The sequence below is a fragment of the Pseudomonas sp. 14P5.3.2 genome (assembly GCF_057799175.1).
The window spans coordinates 1-14,465 of sequence record NZ_JBYOKU010000042.1; the positions used below are offsets into that span (position 1 = coordinate 1).

Below are 14,465 nucleotides of genomic sequence, written 5' to 3' on the forward strand. Positions count from 1 at the left end.
AAGGATGTTGTTGCCGGTGTTGCCGGTGATGGTGTTGTTCAGGGCGTTGCCGGTGCCGTTGAGGTTTTCGCTGCCCCACAGGACGAGGTTTTCGAGGTTGTTGCCCAGTGAGTAATTCAGCGCGGCAATGACTGTATCGATTTCGGTCGGGGAGGTGCCGATCTCGATCACCACATCTCCGACGTTGTCGACGATGTAGGTGTCGTTGCCAGCACCACCGGACATGGTGTCAGCGCCCCCTCTGCCATCCAGCAGGTTATCCAGGCTATTACCTGTCAACACGTCATTGAAGGCTGATCCGATAGCGTTCTCGATCTTGGCGCCAATCGCGATCCCGAGACCGTCATTGATCAAGGTGTTGGTGTTGAGGTCGGTGAAGGCTTTACCGATCTGGCTGTAGGCGCCCTCATTCAAATTGATGTTGACGGCTGCGAGCTGGTTGCTGCCATCAATGGTGTCATTGCCACCTGCATCCCAGATCGTCTCGAAGACGGACTGGTTGGCATCCCATTTGTAAACGTTGTCGCCTGTTTGCCAAAGCATGTTGGCGCCATACAGGCTTTGCATCGCAATGATGTCCAGCACCATTGGCGTCGTTGGCTGATAGGAGTAGTTGCTGTTGTAACTCATCACCGTGAAGTGAACGTCATCAAACGACGGATCGAGCAATTGTTTGTTGGCTGCACTTGTATCGAAAGGATGCTTGAGGCCTAGGGCATGTCCGATTTCATGCACAAAAGTCAGGTAGTCGTAGGTGCCTTTGACCGGATTTGGATCATCGGTAGCCATCCCGACCCATACATCGCCCGCAGCGGGCAGGTCGTCAGGAAAGTAAGCCCACGCCGCCGTTTTGTTGTCCATCAACCGATAGCCACCGAAGCGCAGATCACCCACAGTGCCCAGGTTATCGCTGGTCAGTGTGAAGTTGATGTTGGCAACGGCGCTCCACGCCCCCAGGGCCCCGATAATCGAAGTCTTCTGCGCGGTCGTCAGTTCATACAGTGCGTTGTATTCATTCTTGGGGCTGTAATTGGTGGCGAAGTACGAAGTCCCCGGAGCCATGAAGCTATAGCTGAGGTTGGTCGCCCCGAAAGGATTCCAGTCGGATCCGAGCCAGAATTTACCGGCAATAAGGCTGTCGACGAGCGCGTTGCCAGTCAGTGAAGCGGGAAACGTGAAGGAGTACGTCAAGGGCGTAGGCATGCGGGGATTTCCTGAGTGCGCTGCGGCCCTTCCTGAATGCGACCGCTACAAAAAAATGCGATTTTGCACCAGAAACAATACATTTGACATCATTGGGCCATCATTTTTCGGATTGGTGGCGTCAAATAACTGACCGGGCGATCTGTATCGGCTTGTGCAGTAGAATTCTGAAATAGGCTTCACGACCGTTCGTCCAGGATTTTTCATGACTGCTCTCCGCCCTACACTTATCCGCGAAACCTTCCCCGTCGGCCCGCTCCAGTGCAACTGCACGATCATCGGCGATCCGCTGACGAAAAAAGCCATCGTCGTCGACCCGGGTGGCAATCCTGACCTGATCATGGCGCGCCTCGATGCCCATGGTCTGAAAGTGGTCAGCATCATCCACACCCACGCGCATCTCGATCATTTCCTCGCCTCCGGACAGATGAAAGAAAAAACCGGCGCGACTTTGCATCTGCACAAGGAAGACCAGTTCCTGTGGGACAACCTCGAAATGCAATGCCAGATGTTCGGTGTGCCCTACACCCCGGTGCCATCGCCGGATCGCTGGTTGAGCGACGATGAAGAACTGGCTTGCGGCTGCGGTGTGGCGCTGCACACGCCGGGGCATACACCCGGTTCCATGAGCTTTTGGTTTTCCGAGGCTAAGCTGTTGATTGCCGGCGACACGTTGTTTCGTCGTGGCGTAGGACGCACGGATTTGTGGGGCGGCGATCAGGCGACCATCGTGCGATCAATCAAGCAGCGGCTGTACACGCTCGACGAAGACGCAATCGTGGTTGCCGGGCATGGTCCGGACACGCGTCTTGGGGATGAAATGCGGGAAAACCCGTTCGTGCGCGCCTAAACATTTTGTCACGAGTGTGCCGCGGAATTTTTGTGCATTGTCATGATCCAACGCCCGCAAAGGTCTATTGCCTAGGGCCGCTGCCACACAGAATGCGAAAACCAGGAGCTCTTCATGTTCACCACGCCTCGTTTGATTATTGTTGCTACCGCTGTGGCCATGTTGGCCGGCTGCGCCTCGCCCAACCCGTATGACAATCAGGGCCAGGCCGATGGCGGTGGTGTGAGCAAGACCGCTAAATACGGCGGCCTCGGCGCTTTGGCCGGTGCGTTGGCCGGTGCTGCCATCGACCACAACAACCGTGGCAAGGGCGCGTTGATCGGCGCAGCTGTCGTCGGTGCTTCGGCTGCCGGCTACGGCTATTACGCCGACCAGCAAGAGAAAAAATTGCGCGCCAGCATGGCCAACACCGGGGTTGAAGTGCAGCGTCAGGGCGATCAGATCAAGCTGATCATGCCGGGCAACATCACCTTCGCCACCGATTCGGCGAACATCGCCCCAAGCTTCTACCAGCCGCTGAACAACCTGGCTAACTCGCTGAAAGAGTTCAATCAGAACCAGATCGAAATCGTCGGCTACACCGACAGTACCGGCAGCCGCCAGCACAACATGGACCTGTCCCAGCGTCGTGCGCAGAGCGTGGCGACCTACCTGACGTCGCAAGGTGTCAGCGGTGCCAACCTGAGCGCCCGTGGTGCCGGCCCGGATAACCCGATTGCCAGCAACGGCGACGTCAATGGCCGTGCGCAGAACCGCCGCGTCGAGGTCAACCTGAAGGCGATTCCGGGTCAGCAGTATGGTGGTCAGCAGCAACCGCAGCCGGGCACAGTGCAGCAGTATCCGTAAGTGAATGCTTGAGTGAAGAAATGCCCAGTCCTGTGACCGGGCATTTTTTTGGGTCGCCCGTGCTGGCCTTTTCGCGAGCAAGCCCGCTCCCACAGGGATGGGTGTTGTTCACAGAATTTGTGTTCAACACATAACCCTGTGGGAGCGGGCTTGCTCGCGAAGGGGCCGGGCCAATCACCATCAAATCATCAGATACAAAAAAGCCCCCGGACAACCGAATTGTCCGGGGGCTTTTTGTTGGGCGCGAAACCCGATTATTTCTTCAAACCATAGTGCTCATCGAGCATGCCCGGCGAGTTCGGGGTTTTCGGCGCGTAGTCGCGTGGCGGCTCCTGATCGCGCGGCGGCGTCAGGCGTTCGCGCGGTGCCTGGGCGGCATCGGCGTGCAAAGCGGCGATCAGGCGTTGACGGGTCTGCTCGTCCAGGGCCAGGCGGTTGGCGCCCTCGGCGAGATGATCCTGCACTTCCTGATAGCTCTGGGTCAGCTTCTTGACCAGCGTCGCGGTGCTGTTGAAGTGGGTGACCACCTCGTTTTGATAGCTGTCGAAACGCTCCTGGATATCATCCAGTTGACGCTGCGTGCGGCTCGGTGCGGCATTCGGCGCGACGCGAGCGATCAGGAATCCAATGGCGACACCCACAACCAGGGCAAGAGTCGGTAACAACCAAACTAAGAGCGAGTGTTCCACGAGTCCTTCCTCTATAAACGGCTTTGCTTTACGTTAACGGCTCGAACCTGCGCTGTATACCGCGATTCACTCGCAATAGATTGGCACAGACAATTTGCTAGACGAGTCGACCCGATTCGAGGTCACGGAGTTCCTTCCTTGCTGATGCGTGAAACCCCTGTAGTGATTGCTGGCCCAGTCGGCCAAATCGAAGCGCTGTACCTGGATAACGAGCAGCCAAACGGCATCGCGCTGATCTGCCATCCCAACCCGGTGCAGGGCGGCACCATGCTCAACAAGGTCGTCTCGACCCTGCAGCGCACCGCGCGCGACGCCGGTCTGATTACCTTGCGCTTCAACTATCGCGGCGTTGGCGCCAGCGAAGGTACGCACGATATGGGCAGCGGTGAAGTCGACGATGCTCAGGCCGCCGCCGCCTGGCTGCGGGAAAAACACCCGGATCTGCCGCTGACCCTGTTCGGTTTCTCCTTCGGCGGATTTGTTGCAGCAAGTCTCGGCGGTCGTCTCGAAGCTCAAGGCGTGCAGCTCAAGCAGCTGTTCATGGTCGCGCCAGCGGTGATGCGTCTGGGCGATCAGGATCAACTGCCACAGCGCGGCGAGCTGACCGTGATCCAGCCGGAAACCGACGAAGTGATCGACCCGCAACTGGTCTACGACTGGTCGGCAAAACTCCAGCGCCCCCATGAGCTGCTGAAAGTGGCAGAATGCGGACACTTTTTTCATGGCAAGCTGACCGATCTCAAGGATCTGATCCTGCCGCGTCTCTCGAATTGATTGCAGTCTGACAAGCGATTACCCATGACGAACCGAACCCGTATCCTCACCGGCATCACCACCACCGGCACGCCGCACCTGGGCAACTACGCCGGCGCCATTCGCCCGGCGATCCTCGCCAGCCGCGACAGCAATGCCGATTCGTTCTACTTCCTGGCCGACTACCACGCCCTGATCAAATGCGATGACCCGCTGCGCATCCAGCGCTCGCGTCTGGAAATCGCCGCGACCTGGCTGGCCGGTGGCCTGGATGTCGATCGTGTGACCTTCTATCGCCAGTCCGACATCCCGGAAATCCCTGAGCTGACCTGGCTGCTGACCTGCGTCGCGGCCAAGGGCCTGCTCAACCGTGCGCACGCCTACAAGGCCTCGGTGGACAAGAACGTCGAGACCGGTGAAGACCCGGATGCCGGGATCACCATGGGCCTCTACAGCTACCCGGTGCTGATGGCGGCGGACATCCTGATGTTCAACGCGCACAAGGTGCCGGTCGGTCGCGACCAGATCCAGCACGTGGAAATGGCCCGCGACATCGGTCAGCGCTTCAACCATCTGTTCGGCCAGGGCAAGGAGTTCTTCACCATGCCCGAAGCGCTGATCGAGGAAAGCGTGGCTACGTTGCCGGGTCTCGACGGTCGCAAGATGTCGAAGAGCTACGACAACACCATCCCGCTGTTCTCCAGTGCCAAAGAGATGAAGGACGCGATCTCGCGCATCGTCACCGACTCCCGTGCACCGGGCGAAGCGAAAGATCCGGATAACTCGCACCTGTTCACCCTGTTCCAGGCCTTCGCAACGCCTGCGCAGGCTGACGAATTCCGTAGCGAACTGCTCGGTGGTCTGGGCTGGGGCGAGGCGAAGAACCGTCTGTTCCAGTTGCTGGATAACGAGCTGGGCGAGTCCCGCGAGCGTTACCACCAGTTGATCGAGCGCCCGGCGGATCTGGAAGACATCCTGCAACACGGCGCGAAAAAGGCCCGTGCGGTGGCGACGCCGTTCCTCAACGAGCTGCGCGAAGCGGTCGGTCTGCGTTCTTTCGTCAATCAGGTGCAAGTTGCTGCGACCACCAAGAAGAAGGCCGCGAAAGCCGCACGTTTCGTCAGTTTCCGTGAAGACGACGGCAGCTTCCGTTTCCGTCTGCTGGCGGCCGATGGCGAGCAACTGCTGCTGTCGCGCAACTTCGCCGACGGCAAAACCGCCGGGCAGGTGACCAAGCAACTGCAGGCCGGTCAGGCGTTGGACATTCGCAATCAAGACCTGAGCTTCAGCGTGTGGCTGGAAGGCGAGTGCGTTGGCGACAGCCCGACGTTCGCCGACGCTGCTGCGCGGGACGCGGCCATCGAGGCTCTGCGCGTTGCGCTGACCCCGGTTCAGGACTAATCCGCGGCGCGGCCCGACCAAGGGCTGATTGCCATTCCTACGGGCCGTCGCTACAGTGACGGCCCGTTTTTGTTGCCTTGCTAACGAATTATGACGCCCCTAGAACGATACCAAGCTGATCTGAAACGCCCGGACTTCTTCCATGACGCCGCGCAGGAAACTGCTGTGCGTCATCTGCAGCGCCTGTACGACGATCTGATCGCGGCCGAGCAGAACAAGCCGGGTTTGCTGGGCAAGCTGTTTGGCAAAAAGGATCAGACGCCGGTCATGGGTCTGTACTTCTGGGGCGGCGTGGGCCGCGGCAAGACTTACCTGGTCGACACCTTCTTTGAAGCGCTGCCGTTCAAGGAAAAGACCCGCACCCACTTCCACCGCTTCATGAAGCGTGTGCACGAAGAGATGAAAACCCTTGGCGGCGAGAAAAACCCGCTGACCATCATCGCCAAGCGCTTTGCGACCGAGTCACGAGTGATCTGCTTCGATGAATTCTTCGTCTCGGACATCACCGACGCGATGATCCTCGGCACGCTGATGGAAGAGCTGTTCAAGAACGGCGTGACCCTGGTCGCGACCTCGAACATCGTCCCGGACGGCTTGTACAAGGACGGTCTGCAGCGCGCGCGGTTCCTCCCGGCCATTGCACTGATCAAGCAGAACACCGAAATCGTCAACGTCGACAGCGGCGTCGACTACCGACTGCGCCACCTCGAACAAGCGGAGCTGTTCCACTATCCGCTGGACGAAGCCGCGCACGAAAGCCTGCGCAAGAGCTTCAAGGCCCTGACACCGGAATGCACCGCAGCGGTCGAGAACGATGTGCTGATCATTGAAAACCGTGAAATCCGTGCGCTGCGCACCTGCGACGACGTGGCCTGGTTCGACTTCCGCGAACTGTGCGACGGCCCGCGCAGCCAGAACGATTACATCGAGCTGGGCAAGATCTTCCACGCCGTGCTGCTCAGCGGCGTCGAGCAGATGAGCGTCACCACCGACGACATCGCCCGTCGCTTCATCAACATGGTCGACGAGTTCTACGACCGTAACGTCAAGCTGATCATTTCTGCCGAAGTCGAGTTGAAAGACCTGTACACCGGCGGACGCCTGACATTCGAATTCCAGCGTACGCTCAGCCGTCTGCTGGAGATGCAATCGCACGAATTCCTGTCGCGGGCGCACAAGCCTTAAACAGCTTCGGCAAAGAAAAAGGGCCTGCAATTGCAGGCCTTTTTTTATGCGACGCAGTACCCCTGTGGGAGCGGGCTTGCTCGCGAATGCGGTGTGTCAGCTAAATAGATGCCAACTGAAAGTACGCTTTCGCGAGCAAGCCCGCTCCCACAGTGGTTTTGTGCGTGGGCAGGGAGTTATGCAGCCTGCTGAAACTGCTGCCGATACTGGTTCGGCGACAACTCGGTGTGCTGGCGGAACAGCCGCGCAAAGAAGCTCGCATCGTCGTAGCCGACCTCATAACTGATGGTCTTGATGCTCTTGCGGCTGCCGGACAGCAAGCCCTTGGCGGTCTCGATGCGCAGCCGTTGCAGGTAGTGCAGCGGTTTGTCGCCGGTGGCGGTCTGGAAGCGGCGCATGAAGTTGCGGATGCTCATGCCGTGCTCGCGGGCCACGTCTTCGAAGCGAAACTTGTCGGCGAAATGCTCTTCGAGCCAGTGCTGGATCTGCAGGATGATCACGTCCTGGTGCAGCTTCTGGCCGCCGAAACCGATACGTCCCGGCGAGTAACTGCGCTGCACTTCATACAGAATGTCGCGGGCCACGGCTTGGGCGACGTTGGCGCCACAGAAGCGTTCGATCAGGTAAATATAGAGGTCGCAGGCCGAGGTGGTGCCGCCGGCGCAATACAGGTTGTCGGCGTCGGTCAGGTGCTTGTCCTGATTGAGGTACACCTTGGGGAAGCGCTCGGCAAAGGCATTGAAGAAGCGCCAGTAAGTGGTCGCTTCCTTGCCATTGAGCAGACCGGCCTCGGCCAGCCAGAACACCCCGGTGGCTTCGCCGCACAATACGGCGCCGCGGGCGTGCTGCTCGCGCAGCCATGGCAGGATCTGCGGATAACGGCCGCAAAGCGTATCGAAATCGTCCCAGAACGCCGGGAGGATGATCACGTCGGCGTTTTCCAGGGCGCCGTCCACCGGCATCATCACGTCACTGAAACTGTTCACCGGTTTACCGTCGGGGCTGACCAGGCGGGTTTCGAACGCCGGAGTCAGGCCGTGGCCCAGTTGTTTGCCGTAACGCAGGCTGGCCAGATGGAAGAAATCCTTGGCCTGCATGAGGGTGGAGGCGAAAACCCGGTCGATTGCCAGGATGCTGACGCGCCGCAAGGGCGTGGAGACTTGCTTGGACATAATTCAACTTTTGTTTTGTTTTTATAAGGGAAAGTGGTCACCAGACGGCTGGATCGTCTTATTTTTTGTCGGATGTGTCCAGTGTCCTGTATCGGAGGTGAGGCTTAGTCTCTGAAGGTCATATCCCTCCAACAAGAATGAAAGGTGCCGCATGATCCCCAGAACCTTGTTCAGCTCCGAGCACGAATTGTTCCGCGACAGCGTACGAACCTTCCTCGAAAAAGAGGCCGTGCCGTTCCATGCGCAGTGGGAGAAACAAGGCCACATCGACCGCAAACTGTGGAACAAGGCAGGGGAGGCGGGGATGCTCTGCTCGCATCTGCCGGAGGAGTATGGCGGCCTGGGCGCGGACTTTTTGTATAGCGCGGTGGTGATCGAAGAGGTCGGTCGTCTCGGCCTGACCGGTATCGGTTTCTCGCTGCATTCGGACATCGTTGCGCCGTACATCCTGCATTACGGCAGTGAAGCGCTGAAGCACAAGTACCTGCCGAAACTGGTCTCGGGCGAGATGGTCAGCGCGATTGCGATGACCGAGCCGGGCGCCGGTTCCGACCTGCAAGGGGTCAAGACCACCGCAGTGCTGGATGGCGACGAGTATGTGATCAACGGTTCCAAGACCTTCATCACCAACGGCTTCCTCGCTGACCTGGTGATCGTGGTCGCCAAGACCGATCCAAAGGCCGGCGCCAAGGGCACCAGCCTGTTCGTGGTGGAAGCGAATACGCCGGGCTTCGAGAAGGGCAAACGCCTGGAGAAGGTCGGAATGAAGGCTCAGGACACGTCGGAATTGTTCTTCCAGGACGTGCGCGTACCGAAAGAAAACCTGCTGGGTCAGGCCGGGGCAGGGTTTGCCTACCTGATGCAGGAATTGCCGCAGGAACGTCTTACGGTGGCGATTGGTGGCCTGGCCTCAGCCGAAGCCGCGCTGAAATGGACGCTCGATTACACCCGTGATCGCAAGGCGTTCGGCAAGGCAATTGCCGACTTCCAGAACACCCGCTTCAAACTGGCGGAAATGGCCACTGAAATTCAGATCGGTCGAGTATTTGTCGACAAGTGCCTGGAATTGCATCTGCAGGGCAAGCTCGACGTGCCGACAGCAGCGATGGCCAAATACTGGGGCACCGACCTGCAATGCAAGGTGCTCGACGAGTGCGTGCAGTTGCATGGCGGCTACGGCTTCATGTGGGAATACCCGGTGGCGCGGGCATGGGCGGATGCGCGCGTGCAGCGGATCTATGCCGGCACCAATGAAATCATGAAGGAGATCATTGCGCGGTCGCTTTGATCTTCGACGGGCCTCTTCGCGAGCAGGCTCGCTCCCACAGGGATTACCGTACCTGTGGGAGCGGGCTTGCTCGCGAAGCTTTTAGCGGTCGATCAAGGCGCCGGATTCGGATGATCCTTGTGAATCGCCTCAATCCCGGCCAGCACTTCATCGGAAAGTTTCAGATCAAAACTGGCAATGTTGCTGTCCAGTTGCTCCAGCGTGGTCGCACCAATGATGTTGCTGGTGACGAACGGTTGCTGGGTGACGAATGCCAGCGCCATCTGCGCCGGATCCAGACCGTGTTCCCGGGCCAGTGCCACATAGCGGCTGCAAGCAGCCTCCGATTGCGGGTTGAAATAGCGGCTGAAGCGGCTGTAGAGGCTCAGACGGCCTTTCGGCGGGCGAGCGCCACCTTCGTACTTGCCGGACAGGAAGCCGAACGCCAGCGGCGAGTACGCGAGCAGGCCGCACTGTTCGCGAATGGCGATTTCCGCCAGGCCGATTTCGAAGCTGCGGTTGAGCAGGTTGTACGGGTTCTGGATCGACACCGCGCGCGGCCAGCCACGGGCTTCGGCCAGGGCGAGGAAACGCATGGTGCCCCACGGGGTTTCGTTGGACAGACCGATGTGGCGAATCTTGCCGGCCTTGACCTGTTCGTCGAGCGCTTCGAGGGTGTCTTCGAGCGGCGTCAGGTTGGCTTCGATCTTGTGCTTGTAACCCAACTGGCCGAAGAAATTGGTGCTGCGCTCCGGCCAGTGCAGTTGGTAGAGGTCGATGTAATCGGTCTGCAGGCGCTCAAGGCTGGCATCCACCGCCGCGGTAATGTGCTGGCGATTGTGGCGCAGGTTCTTGTCGCGGATGTAGTCGATGGTGTTGCCGGGGCCGGCGATCTTGCTGGCGAGGATCCAGTCGGCGCGGTCGCCGCGAGTTTTGAAGTAATTGCCGATGTAGCGTTCGGTGGTGGCGTAGGTGTCGGCTTTCGGCGGCACCGGGTACATCTCGGCGGTGTCGATGAAATTGATCCCGGCTTCCTTGGCCCGTTCGATCTGGGCGAAGGCTTCAGCTTCAGTGTTTTGCTCGCCCCAGGTCATGGTGCCGAGGCAGATTGCACTCACGTTCAGGTCGGTCCGGCCTAGCTGGCGATAGTCCATCGGGTGCTCCTTGGGCAAAACAATCATAAAAGCAGGTTGAAAAATTTTTCGCAATCTGCATAATTGCCGACCTCTTTCTGCAGTGGAAGTGATGCGCCGCCGCCGAAGAATCTTGCCGTTGAACGGACGCGCCGACCCGAGCCCCCGAAAGCGTCTGTATCCGGCTGCCTTTGACTTGTCAAAGTACGCACTATTCAGTAAGATCCGCCGTCTTATTTACAGGCGGCCCCTGAGGCTATAAAGAATGAAAACTTTTACTGCTAAACCGGAAACAGTAAAGCGCGACTGGTTTGTCGTCGACGCTGCTGGTCAGACCCTGGGTCGTCTGGCCACCGAAATCGCGAGCCGTCTGCGTGGCAAGCACAAGCCTGAATACACTCCTCACGTTGACACTGGCGACTACATCGTCGTAATCAACGCCGAGCAGATCCGTGTTACCGGCGCTAAAACCACTGACAAAATGTACTACTCCCACTCCGGTTTCCCGGGCGGCATCAAGTCGATCAACTTTGAAAAGCTGATCGCCAAAGCCCCTGAGCGCGTGATCGAGACCGCGGTTAAAGGCATGCTGCCTAAAAACCCACTGGGTCGCGACATGTACCGTAAGCTGAAAGTCTATGCGGGCGCTGCACACCCTCATACTGCTCAGCAGCCCCAAGAACTGAAGATTTAACGGAATAGTTCATTATGTCGGCGACTCAAAATTACGGCACTGGCCGTCGCAAGACCGCAACCGCACGCGTTTTCCTGCGTCCGGGTACTGGTAACATCTCCATCAACAACCGTTCGCTGGATAACTTCTTCGGCCGCGAAACTGCCCGCATGGTAGTTCGTCAGCCGCTGGAGCTGACCGAGACTGTCGAGAAATTCGACATCTACGTCACCGTGATCGGCGGTGGTGTAAGTGGTCAGGCTGGCGCAATCCGCCACGGCATCACTCGCGCTCTGATGGACTACGACGAAACCCTGCGTAGCGCTCTGCGCAAAGCTGGCTTCGTTACTCGCGACGCCCGTGAAGTTGAACGTAAGAAAGTTGGTCTGCGTAAAGCGCGTAAGCGTCCGCAGTACTCGAAGCGTTAATTCGTTTCCACGTTCAAAAAAGAACGCCCGATTCCTCACGGAACCGGGCGTTTTTTTATGCCTGCGATTTATTAAAGAATTGCGCTGTGACAACTTGCCACATTCGTAGACCCCCTATACTACAAGGCTTGAGGGTGGGAGCTCCGGGTAATTCCCTTGTCAGAATTGGGGCTTTTCATTACCATCTCGGCAAAATTTTTATAAGTAACATTGATTTATTTAGTAGATGCCTGATTTAACAGGCCACAAAAGCTGATGGGAGAGGACTGAATGAGCAATGACGGCGTGAATGCAGGCCGGCGTCGCTTCTTGGTAGCAGCCACATCCGTGGTGGGTGCTGCAGGAGCGGTGGGGGCTGCGGTCCCGTTCGTGGGGTCATGGTTTCCCAGTGCCAAGGCGAAAGCCGCCGGTGCACCGGTGAAAGTGAATGTCAGCAAGATCGAGCCAGGACAGCAGATGATTGCCGAGTGGCGCGGCCAGCCGGTGTTCATTGTCCGCCGTACTGCGGAAATCCTGGGGAATCTCAAGAAGATCGAGGGCCAGCTCTCCGATCCGACTTCCAAAAACTCCACGCAACCTACCTATGTCGACCCCGAAGTGCGTTCGATCAAGCCGGAAATTCTGCTGCTGATCGGTATCTGCACTCACCTGGGTTGCTCACCAACCTTCCGTCCCGAAGTGGCACCTGCGGATCTGGGTAAAGACTGGGTCGGTGGCTATTTCTGCCCTTGCCACGGTTCCCACTACGATCTGGCTGGCCGCGTCTACAAGTCGCAACCTGCGCCTTTGAACCTGCCAGTTCCCCCGCATTCCTATGAGACCGATGACCTGATTGTCATTGGCGTCGATACGGAGAAAGCGTGATGAGCAAGTTCATGGATTGGGTTGATGCGCGCTTCCCTGCGACCAAAATGTGGGAAGACCATCTCAGCAAGTATTACGCGCCAAAAAACTTCAACTTCTTCTATTTCTTCGGCTCGCTGGCGCTGCTGGTGCTGGTCAACCAGATCGTCACCGGTGTCTGGCTGACGATGAGCTATACGCCGTCGGCAGAAGAGGCGTTCGCTTCCGTCGAATACATCATGCGCGACGTCGAGTACGGCTCGATCCTGCGTCTGCTGCACTCCACCGGCGCTTCGGCGTTCTTCATCGTGGTCTATCTGCACATGTTCCGTGGCCTGCTCTACGGTTCGTATCAGAAACCCCGTGAACTGGTGTGGGTGTTCGGCATGCTGATCTACCTGGCGCTGATGGCTGAAGCCTTCATGGGTTATCTGCTGCCGTGGGGTCAGATGTCCTACTGGGGTGCTCAGGTGATCATCTCGCTGTTCGGTGCGATTCCGGTCATCGGCAACGACCTGACCCAGTGGATTCGTGGTGACTACCTGATTTCCGGGATCACCCTGAACCGCTTCTTCGCCCTGCACGTCGTGGCCCTGCCGATCGTGATCCTCGGTCTGGTGGTGCTGCACATTCTGGCGCTGCACGAAGTCGGCTCGAACAACCCTGATGGCGTCGACATCAAGAAGCACAAAGACGAAAACGGCATCCCGTTGGACGGCATCGCCTTCCACCCGTACTACACCGTGAAAGACATCGTCGGCGTAGTGGTGTTCCTGTTCATCTTCTGCTTCATTGTGTTCTTCTTCCCGGAAATGGGCGGCTACTTCCTCGAAAAGCCAAACTTCGAGCAAGCCAACCCGTTCAAGACTCCAGAGCACATTGCACCGGTCTGGTACTTCACACCGTTCTACGCAATCTTGCGGGCAATCCCGGACAAGCTCATGGGCGTTATCGCCATGGGGGCGTCGATTGCCTTGCTGTTCGTGCTGCCGTGGCTTGATCGCAGTCCGGTGAAATCGATGCGCTACAAGGGCTGGATGAGCAAAGTCTGGTTGTTGGTGTTCTGCGTCGCGTTCGTGATCCTCGGCATTCTCGGTGTTCTGGCTCCGACGCCTGAGCGCACGCTGATCTCGCAGGTCTGCACCTTTCTGTACTTCGCTTACTTCATTCTGATGCCTTTCTACACCAGGCTCGAGAAGACCAAACCGGTTCCGGAAAGGGTGACTGGCTGATGAAAAAGTTATTTTTTGCTCTGATTTTTGCTGCTCTGCCTGTGCTGTCTTTTGCTGCCGAACATGGTCCGGATCTGGAAAAAGTCGACATCGACGTTTCCGACAAGGCTGCCCTGCAGGATGGTGCGCGTACCTTTGCCAACTACTGCATGGGTTGCCACAGTGCCAAGTTCCAGCGTTACGAGCGCGTTGCCGATGACCTGGGGATCCCGCATGACATGATGCTGGAAAAACTCGTCTTCACCGGTGCCAAGATCGGTGACCACATGAACATCGGTATGCAACCGGCTGACGCCAAGACCTGGTTCGGTGCAGCACCGCCGGACCTGACCCTGGTGGCGCGCGTGCGTGGCACCGACTGGCTCTACGGTTATCTGCGCTCGTTCTACGAAGATCCTGCGCGCCCATGGGGCGTGAACAACAAGGTCTTCCCGAACGTCGGCATGCCTAACGTGCTGGTCGGCCTGCAAGGTCGCCAGGTCGTGGGCTGCAAGCAAGTGCAGATCGTCGAGGATGGCAAGAAGCAATACGATCCGCTGACCGGTACGCCGCTGACGCATGAAGCGTGCGATCAGTTGACCATCGTGCCGAAAACCGGTGCTCTGAACGAAGAGCAGTTCGATGAGAAGGTCAAGAATCTGGTAACCTTCCTGGCTTACTCGGCTAACCCGGTTAAGCTGCAACATCAGCGCATCGGTACTTACGTCTTGCTGTACCTGGCGTTCTTCTTTGTGTTCGCCTATCTGCTCAAGCGTGAATACTGGAAAGACGTGCACTGATACGCTTCAAG

Annotated in this window: 15 protein-coding genes; 11 read left to right on the top strand and 4 right to left on the bottom strand. The window is 58.2% G+C overall.

Annotation, left to right across the window (positions count from 1 at the left end; genetic code table 11):
- Nucleotides 1-1,203: M10 family metallopeptidase (locus AC27VU_RS25045; protein ID WP_488725144.1), on the bottom strand; the 1,203-nt coding region annotated here is incomplete at its 3' end.
- Nucleotides 1,204-1,408: 205 nt separating this feature from the next.
- Between AC27VU_RS25045 and AC27VU_RS25050 the strand changes: the two genes are divergently transcribed.
- Both AC27VU_RS25050 and AC27VU_RS25055 read left to right on the top strand, forming a co-directional pair.
- Nucleotides 1,409-2,053, top strand: coding sequence for an MBL fold metallo-hydrolase (locus AC27VU_RS25050; protein ID WP_488725145.1), 645 nt, complete (start codon nt 1,409-1,411; stop codon nt 2,051-2,053).
- A gap of 114 nt (nt 2,054-2,167) precedes the next feature.
- Complete coding sequence (locus tag AC27VU_RS25055) at nt 2,168-2,899, top strand: YiaD family glycine zipper/OmpA-like lipoprotein (RefSeq protein WP_003228074.1); 732 nt, start codon at nt 2,168-2,170, stop codon at nt 2,897-2,899.
- A gap of 254 nt (nt 2,900-3,153) precedes the next feature.
- Here AC27VU_RS25055 and AC27VU_RS25060 read toward each other — a convergent pair whose 3' ends face one another.
- Nucleotides 3,154-3,588, bottom strand: a complete 435-nt coding sequence (locus AC27VU_RS25060; RefSeq protein WP_003228072.1) for a Z-ring associated ZapG family protein — start codon at nt 3,586-3,588, stop codon at nt 3,154-3,156.
- Between the two features lie 144 nt (nt 3,589-3,732).
- Between AC27VU_RS25060 and AC27VU_RS25065 the strand changes: the two genes are divergently transcribed.
- The 3 genes from AC27VU_RS25065 (at nt 3,733) to zapE (ending at nt 6,927) form a co-directional block, all read left to right on the top strand.
- Entirely contained in the window at nt 3,733-4,362 is a 630-nt protein-coding gene (locus tag AC27VU_RS25065) for an alpha/beta hydrolase (RefSeq protein WP_103485650.1), read from the top strand.
- Between the two features lie 24 nt (nt 4,363-4,386).
- The gene (locus AC27VU_RS25070; RefSeq protein WP_488725146.1) at nt 4,387-5,742 is read left to right on the top strand and encodes a tryptophan--tRNA ligase; all 1,356 of its coding nucleotides are present in this window, start codon (nt 4,387-4,389) and stop codon (nt 5,740-5,742) included.
- A gap of 90 nt (nt 5,743-5,832) precedes the next feature.
- On the top strand, nt 5,833-6,927 hold the full coding sequence (gene zapE, locus AC27VU_RS25075; protein WP_488725147.1) for a cell division protein ZapE: 1,095 nt from the start codon (nt 5,833-5,835) through the stop codon (nt 6,925-6,927).
- A gap of 176 nt (nt 6,928-7,103) precedes the next feature.
- Here zapE and AC27VU_RS25080 read toward each other — a convergent pair whose 3' ends face one another.
- Entirely contained in the window at nt 7,104-8,000 is an 897-nt protein-coding gene (locus tag AC27VU_RS25080; RefSeq protein WP_177434775.1) for a GlxA family transcriptional regulator, read from the bottom strand.
- Between the two features lie 250 nt (nt 8,001-8,250).
- Here AC27VU_RS25080 and AC27VU_RS25085 point away from each other — a divergent pair, with 250 nt between their 5' ends.
- Nucleotides 8,251-9,387: an acyl-CoA dehydrogenase family protein gene (locus tag AC27VU_RS25085; RefSeq protein WP_003228064.1), complete on the top strand. Its 1,137-nt coding sequence runs from the start codon at nt 8,251-8,253 to the stop codon at nt 9,385-9,387.
- A 92-nt stretch (nt 9,388-9,479) separates the two neighbouring features.
- On the opposite strand, the gene AC27VU_RS25090 is transcribed toward AC27VU_RS25085, so the two are convergent.
- A complete protein-coding gene (locus AC27VU_RS25090) occupies nt 9,480-10,520 on the bottom strand; it encodes an NADP(H)-dependent aldo-keto reductase (RefSeq protein WP_226501177.1) in 1,041 nt (346 codons plus the stop codon).
- Between the two features lie 244 nt (nt 10,521-10,764).
- Here AC27VU_RS25090 and rplM point away from each other — a divergent pair, with 244 nt between their 5' ends.
- From rplM to AC27VU_RS25115, 5 genes are all read left to right on the top strand, one after another.
- Nucleotides 10,765-11,193, top strand: a complete 429-nt coding sequence (rplM, locus tag AC27VU_RS25095; RefSeq protein ID WP_003228062.1) for a 50S ribosomal protein L13 — start codon at nt 10,765-10,767, stop codon at nt 11,191-11,193.
- 14 nt (nt 11,194-11,207) lie between these two features.
- Nucleotides 11,208-11,600, top strand: a complete 393-nt coding sequence (rpsI, locus tag AC27VU_RS25100) for a 30S ribosomal protein S9 (RefSeq protein ID WP_003228056.1) — start codon at nt 11,208-11,210, stop codon at nt 11,598-11,600.
- Nucleotides 11,601-11,870: 270 nt separating this feature from the next.
- Entirely contained in the window at nt 11,871-12,464 is a 594-nt protein-coding gene (gene petA / locus AC27VU_RS25105; RefSeq protein WP_003228055.1) for a ubiquinol-cytochrome c reductase iron-sulfur subunit, read from the top strand.
- Nucleotides 12,464-13,675, top strand: coding sequence for a cytochrome b (locus AC27VU_RS25110; RefSeq protein WP_003228050.1), 1,212 nt, complete (start codon nt 12,464-12,466; stop codon nt 13,673-13,675). The genes petA and AC27VU_RS25110 overlap by 1 nt, the downstream gene beginning before the upstream one ends.
- Nucleotides 13,675-14,454, top strand: coding sequence for a cytochrome c1 (locus tag AC27VU_RS25115; protein WP_003228049.1), 780 nt, complete (start codon nt 13,675-13,677; stop codon nt 14,452-14,454). Before AC27VU_RS25110 ends, AC27VU_RS25115 begins: the two co-directional genes overlap by 1 nt.
- Nucleotides 14,455-14,465: the final 11 nt, after the last annotated feature.

What these genes read in the sequence shown, in the direction of transcription:
- AC27VU_RS25050 (WP_488725145.1), top strand. Translation starts at nt 1,409, where the DNA reads ATGACTGCTCTCCGCCCTACACTTATCCGCGAAACCTTCCCCGTCGGC.
- AC27VU_RS25055 (WP_003228074.1), top strand. Translation starts at nt 2,168, where the DNA reads ATGTTCACCACGCCTCGTTTGATTATTGTTGCTACCGCTGTGGCCATG.
- AC27VU_RS25065 (WP_103485650.1), top strand. Translation starts at nt 3,733, where the DNA reads ATGCGTGAAACCCCTGTAGTGATTGCTGGCCCAGTCGGCCAAATCGAA.
- AC27VU_RS25070 (WP_488725146.1), top strand. Translation starts at nt 4,387, where the DNA reads ATGACGAACCGAACCCGTATCCTCACCGGCATCACCACCACCGGCACG.
- zapE (WP_488725147.1), top strand. Translation starts at nt 5,833, where the DNA reads ATGACGCCCCTAGAACGATACCAAGCTGATCTGAAACGCCCGGACTTC.
- AC27VU_RS25085 (WP_003228064.1), top strand. Translation starts at nt 8,251, where the DNA reads ATGATCCCCAGAACCTTGTTCAGCTCCGAGCACGAATTGTTCCGCGAC.
- AC27VU_RS25090 (WP_226501177.1), bottom strand. Translation starts at nt 10,520, where the DNA reads ATGGACTATCGCCAGCTAGGCCGGACCGACCTGAACGTGAGTGCAATC.
- rplM (WP_003228062.1), top strand. Translation starts at nt 10,765, where the DNA reads ATGAAAACTTTTACTGCTAAACCGGAAACAGTAAAGCGCGACTGGTTT.
- rpsI (WP_003228056.1), top strand. Translation starts at nt 11,208, where the DNA reads ATGTCGGCGACTCAAAATTACGGCACTGGCCGTCGCAAGACCGCAACC.
- petA (WP_003228055.1), top strand. Translation starts at nt 11,871, where the DNA reads ATGAGCAATGACGGCGTGAATGCAGGCCGGCGTCGCTTCTTGGTAGCA.
- AC27VU_RS25110 (WP_003228050.1), top strand. Translation starts at nt 12,464, where the DNA reads ATGAGCAAGTTCATGGATTGGGTTGATGCGCGCTTCCCTGCGACCAAA.
- AC27VU_RS25115 (WP_003228049.1), top strand. Translation starts at nt 13,675, where the DNA reads ATGAAAAAGTTATTTTTTGCTCTGATTTTTGCTGCTCTGCCTGTGCTG.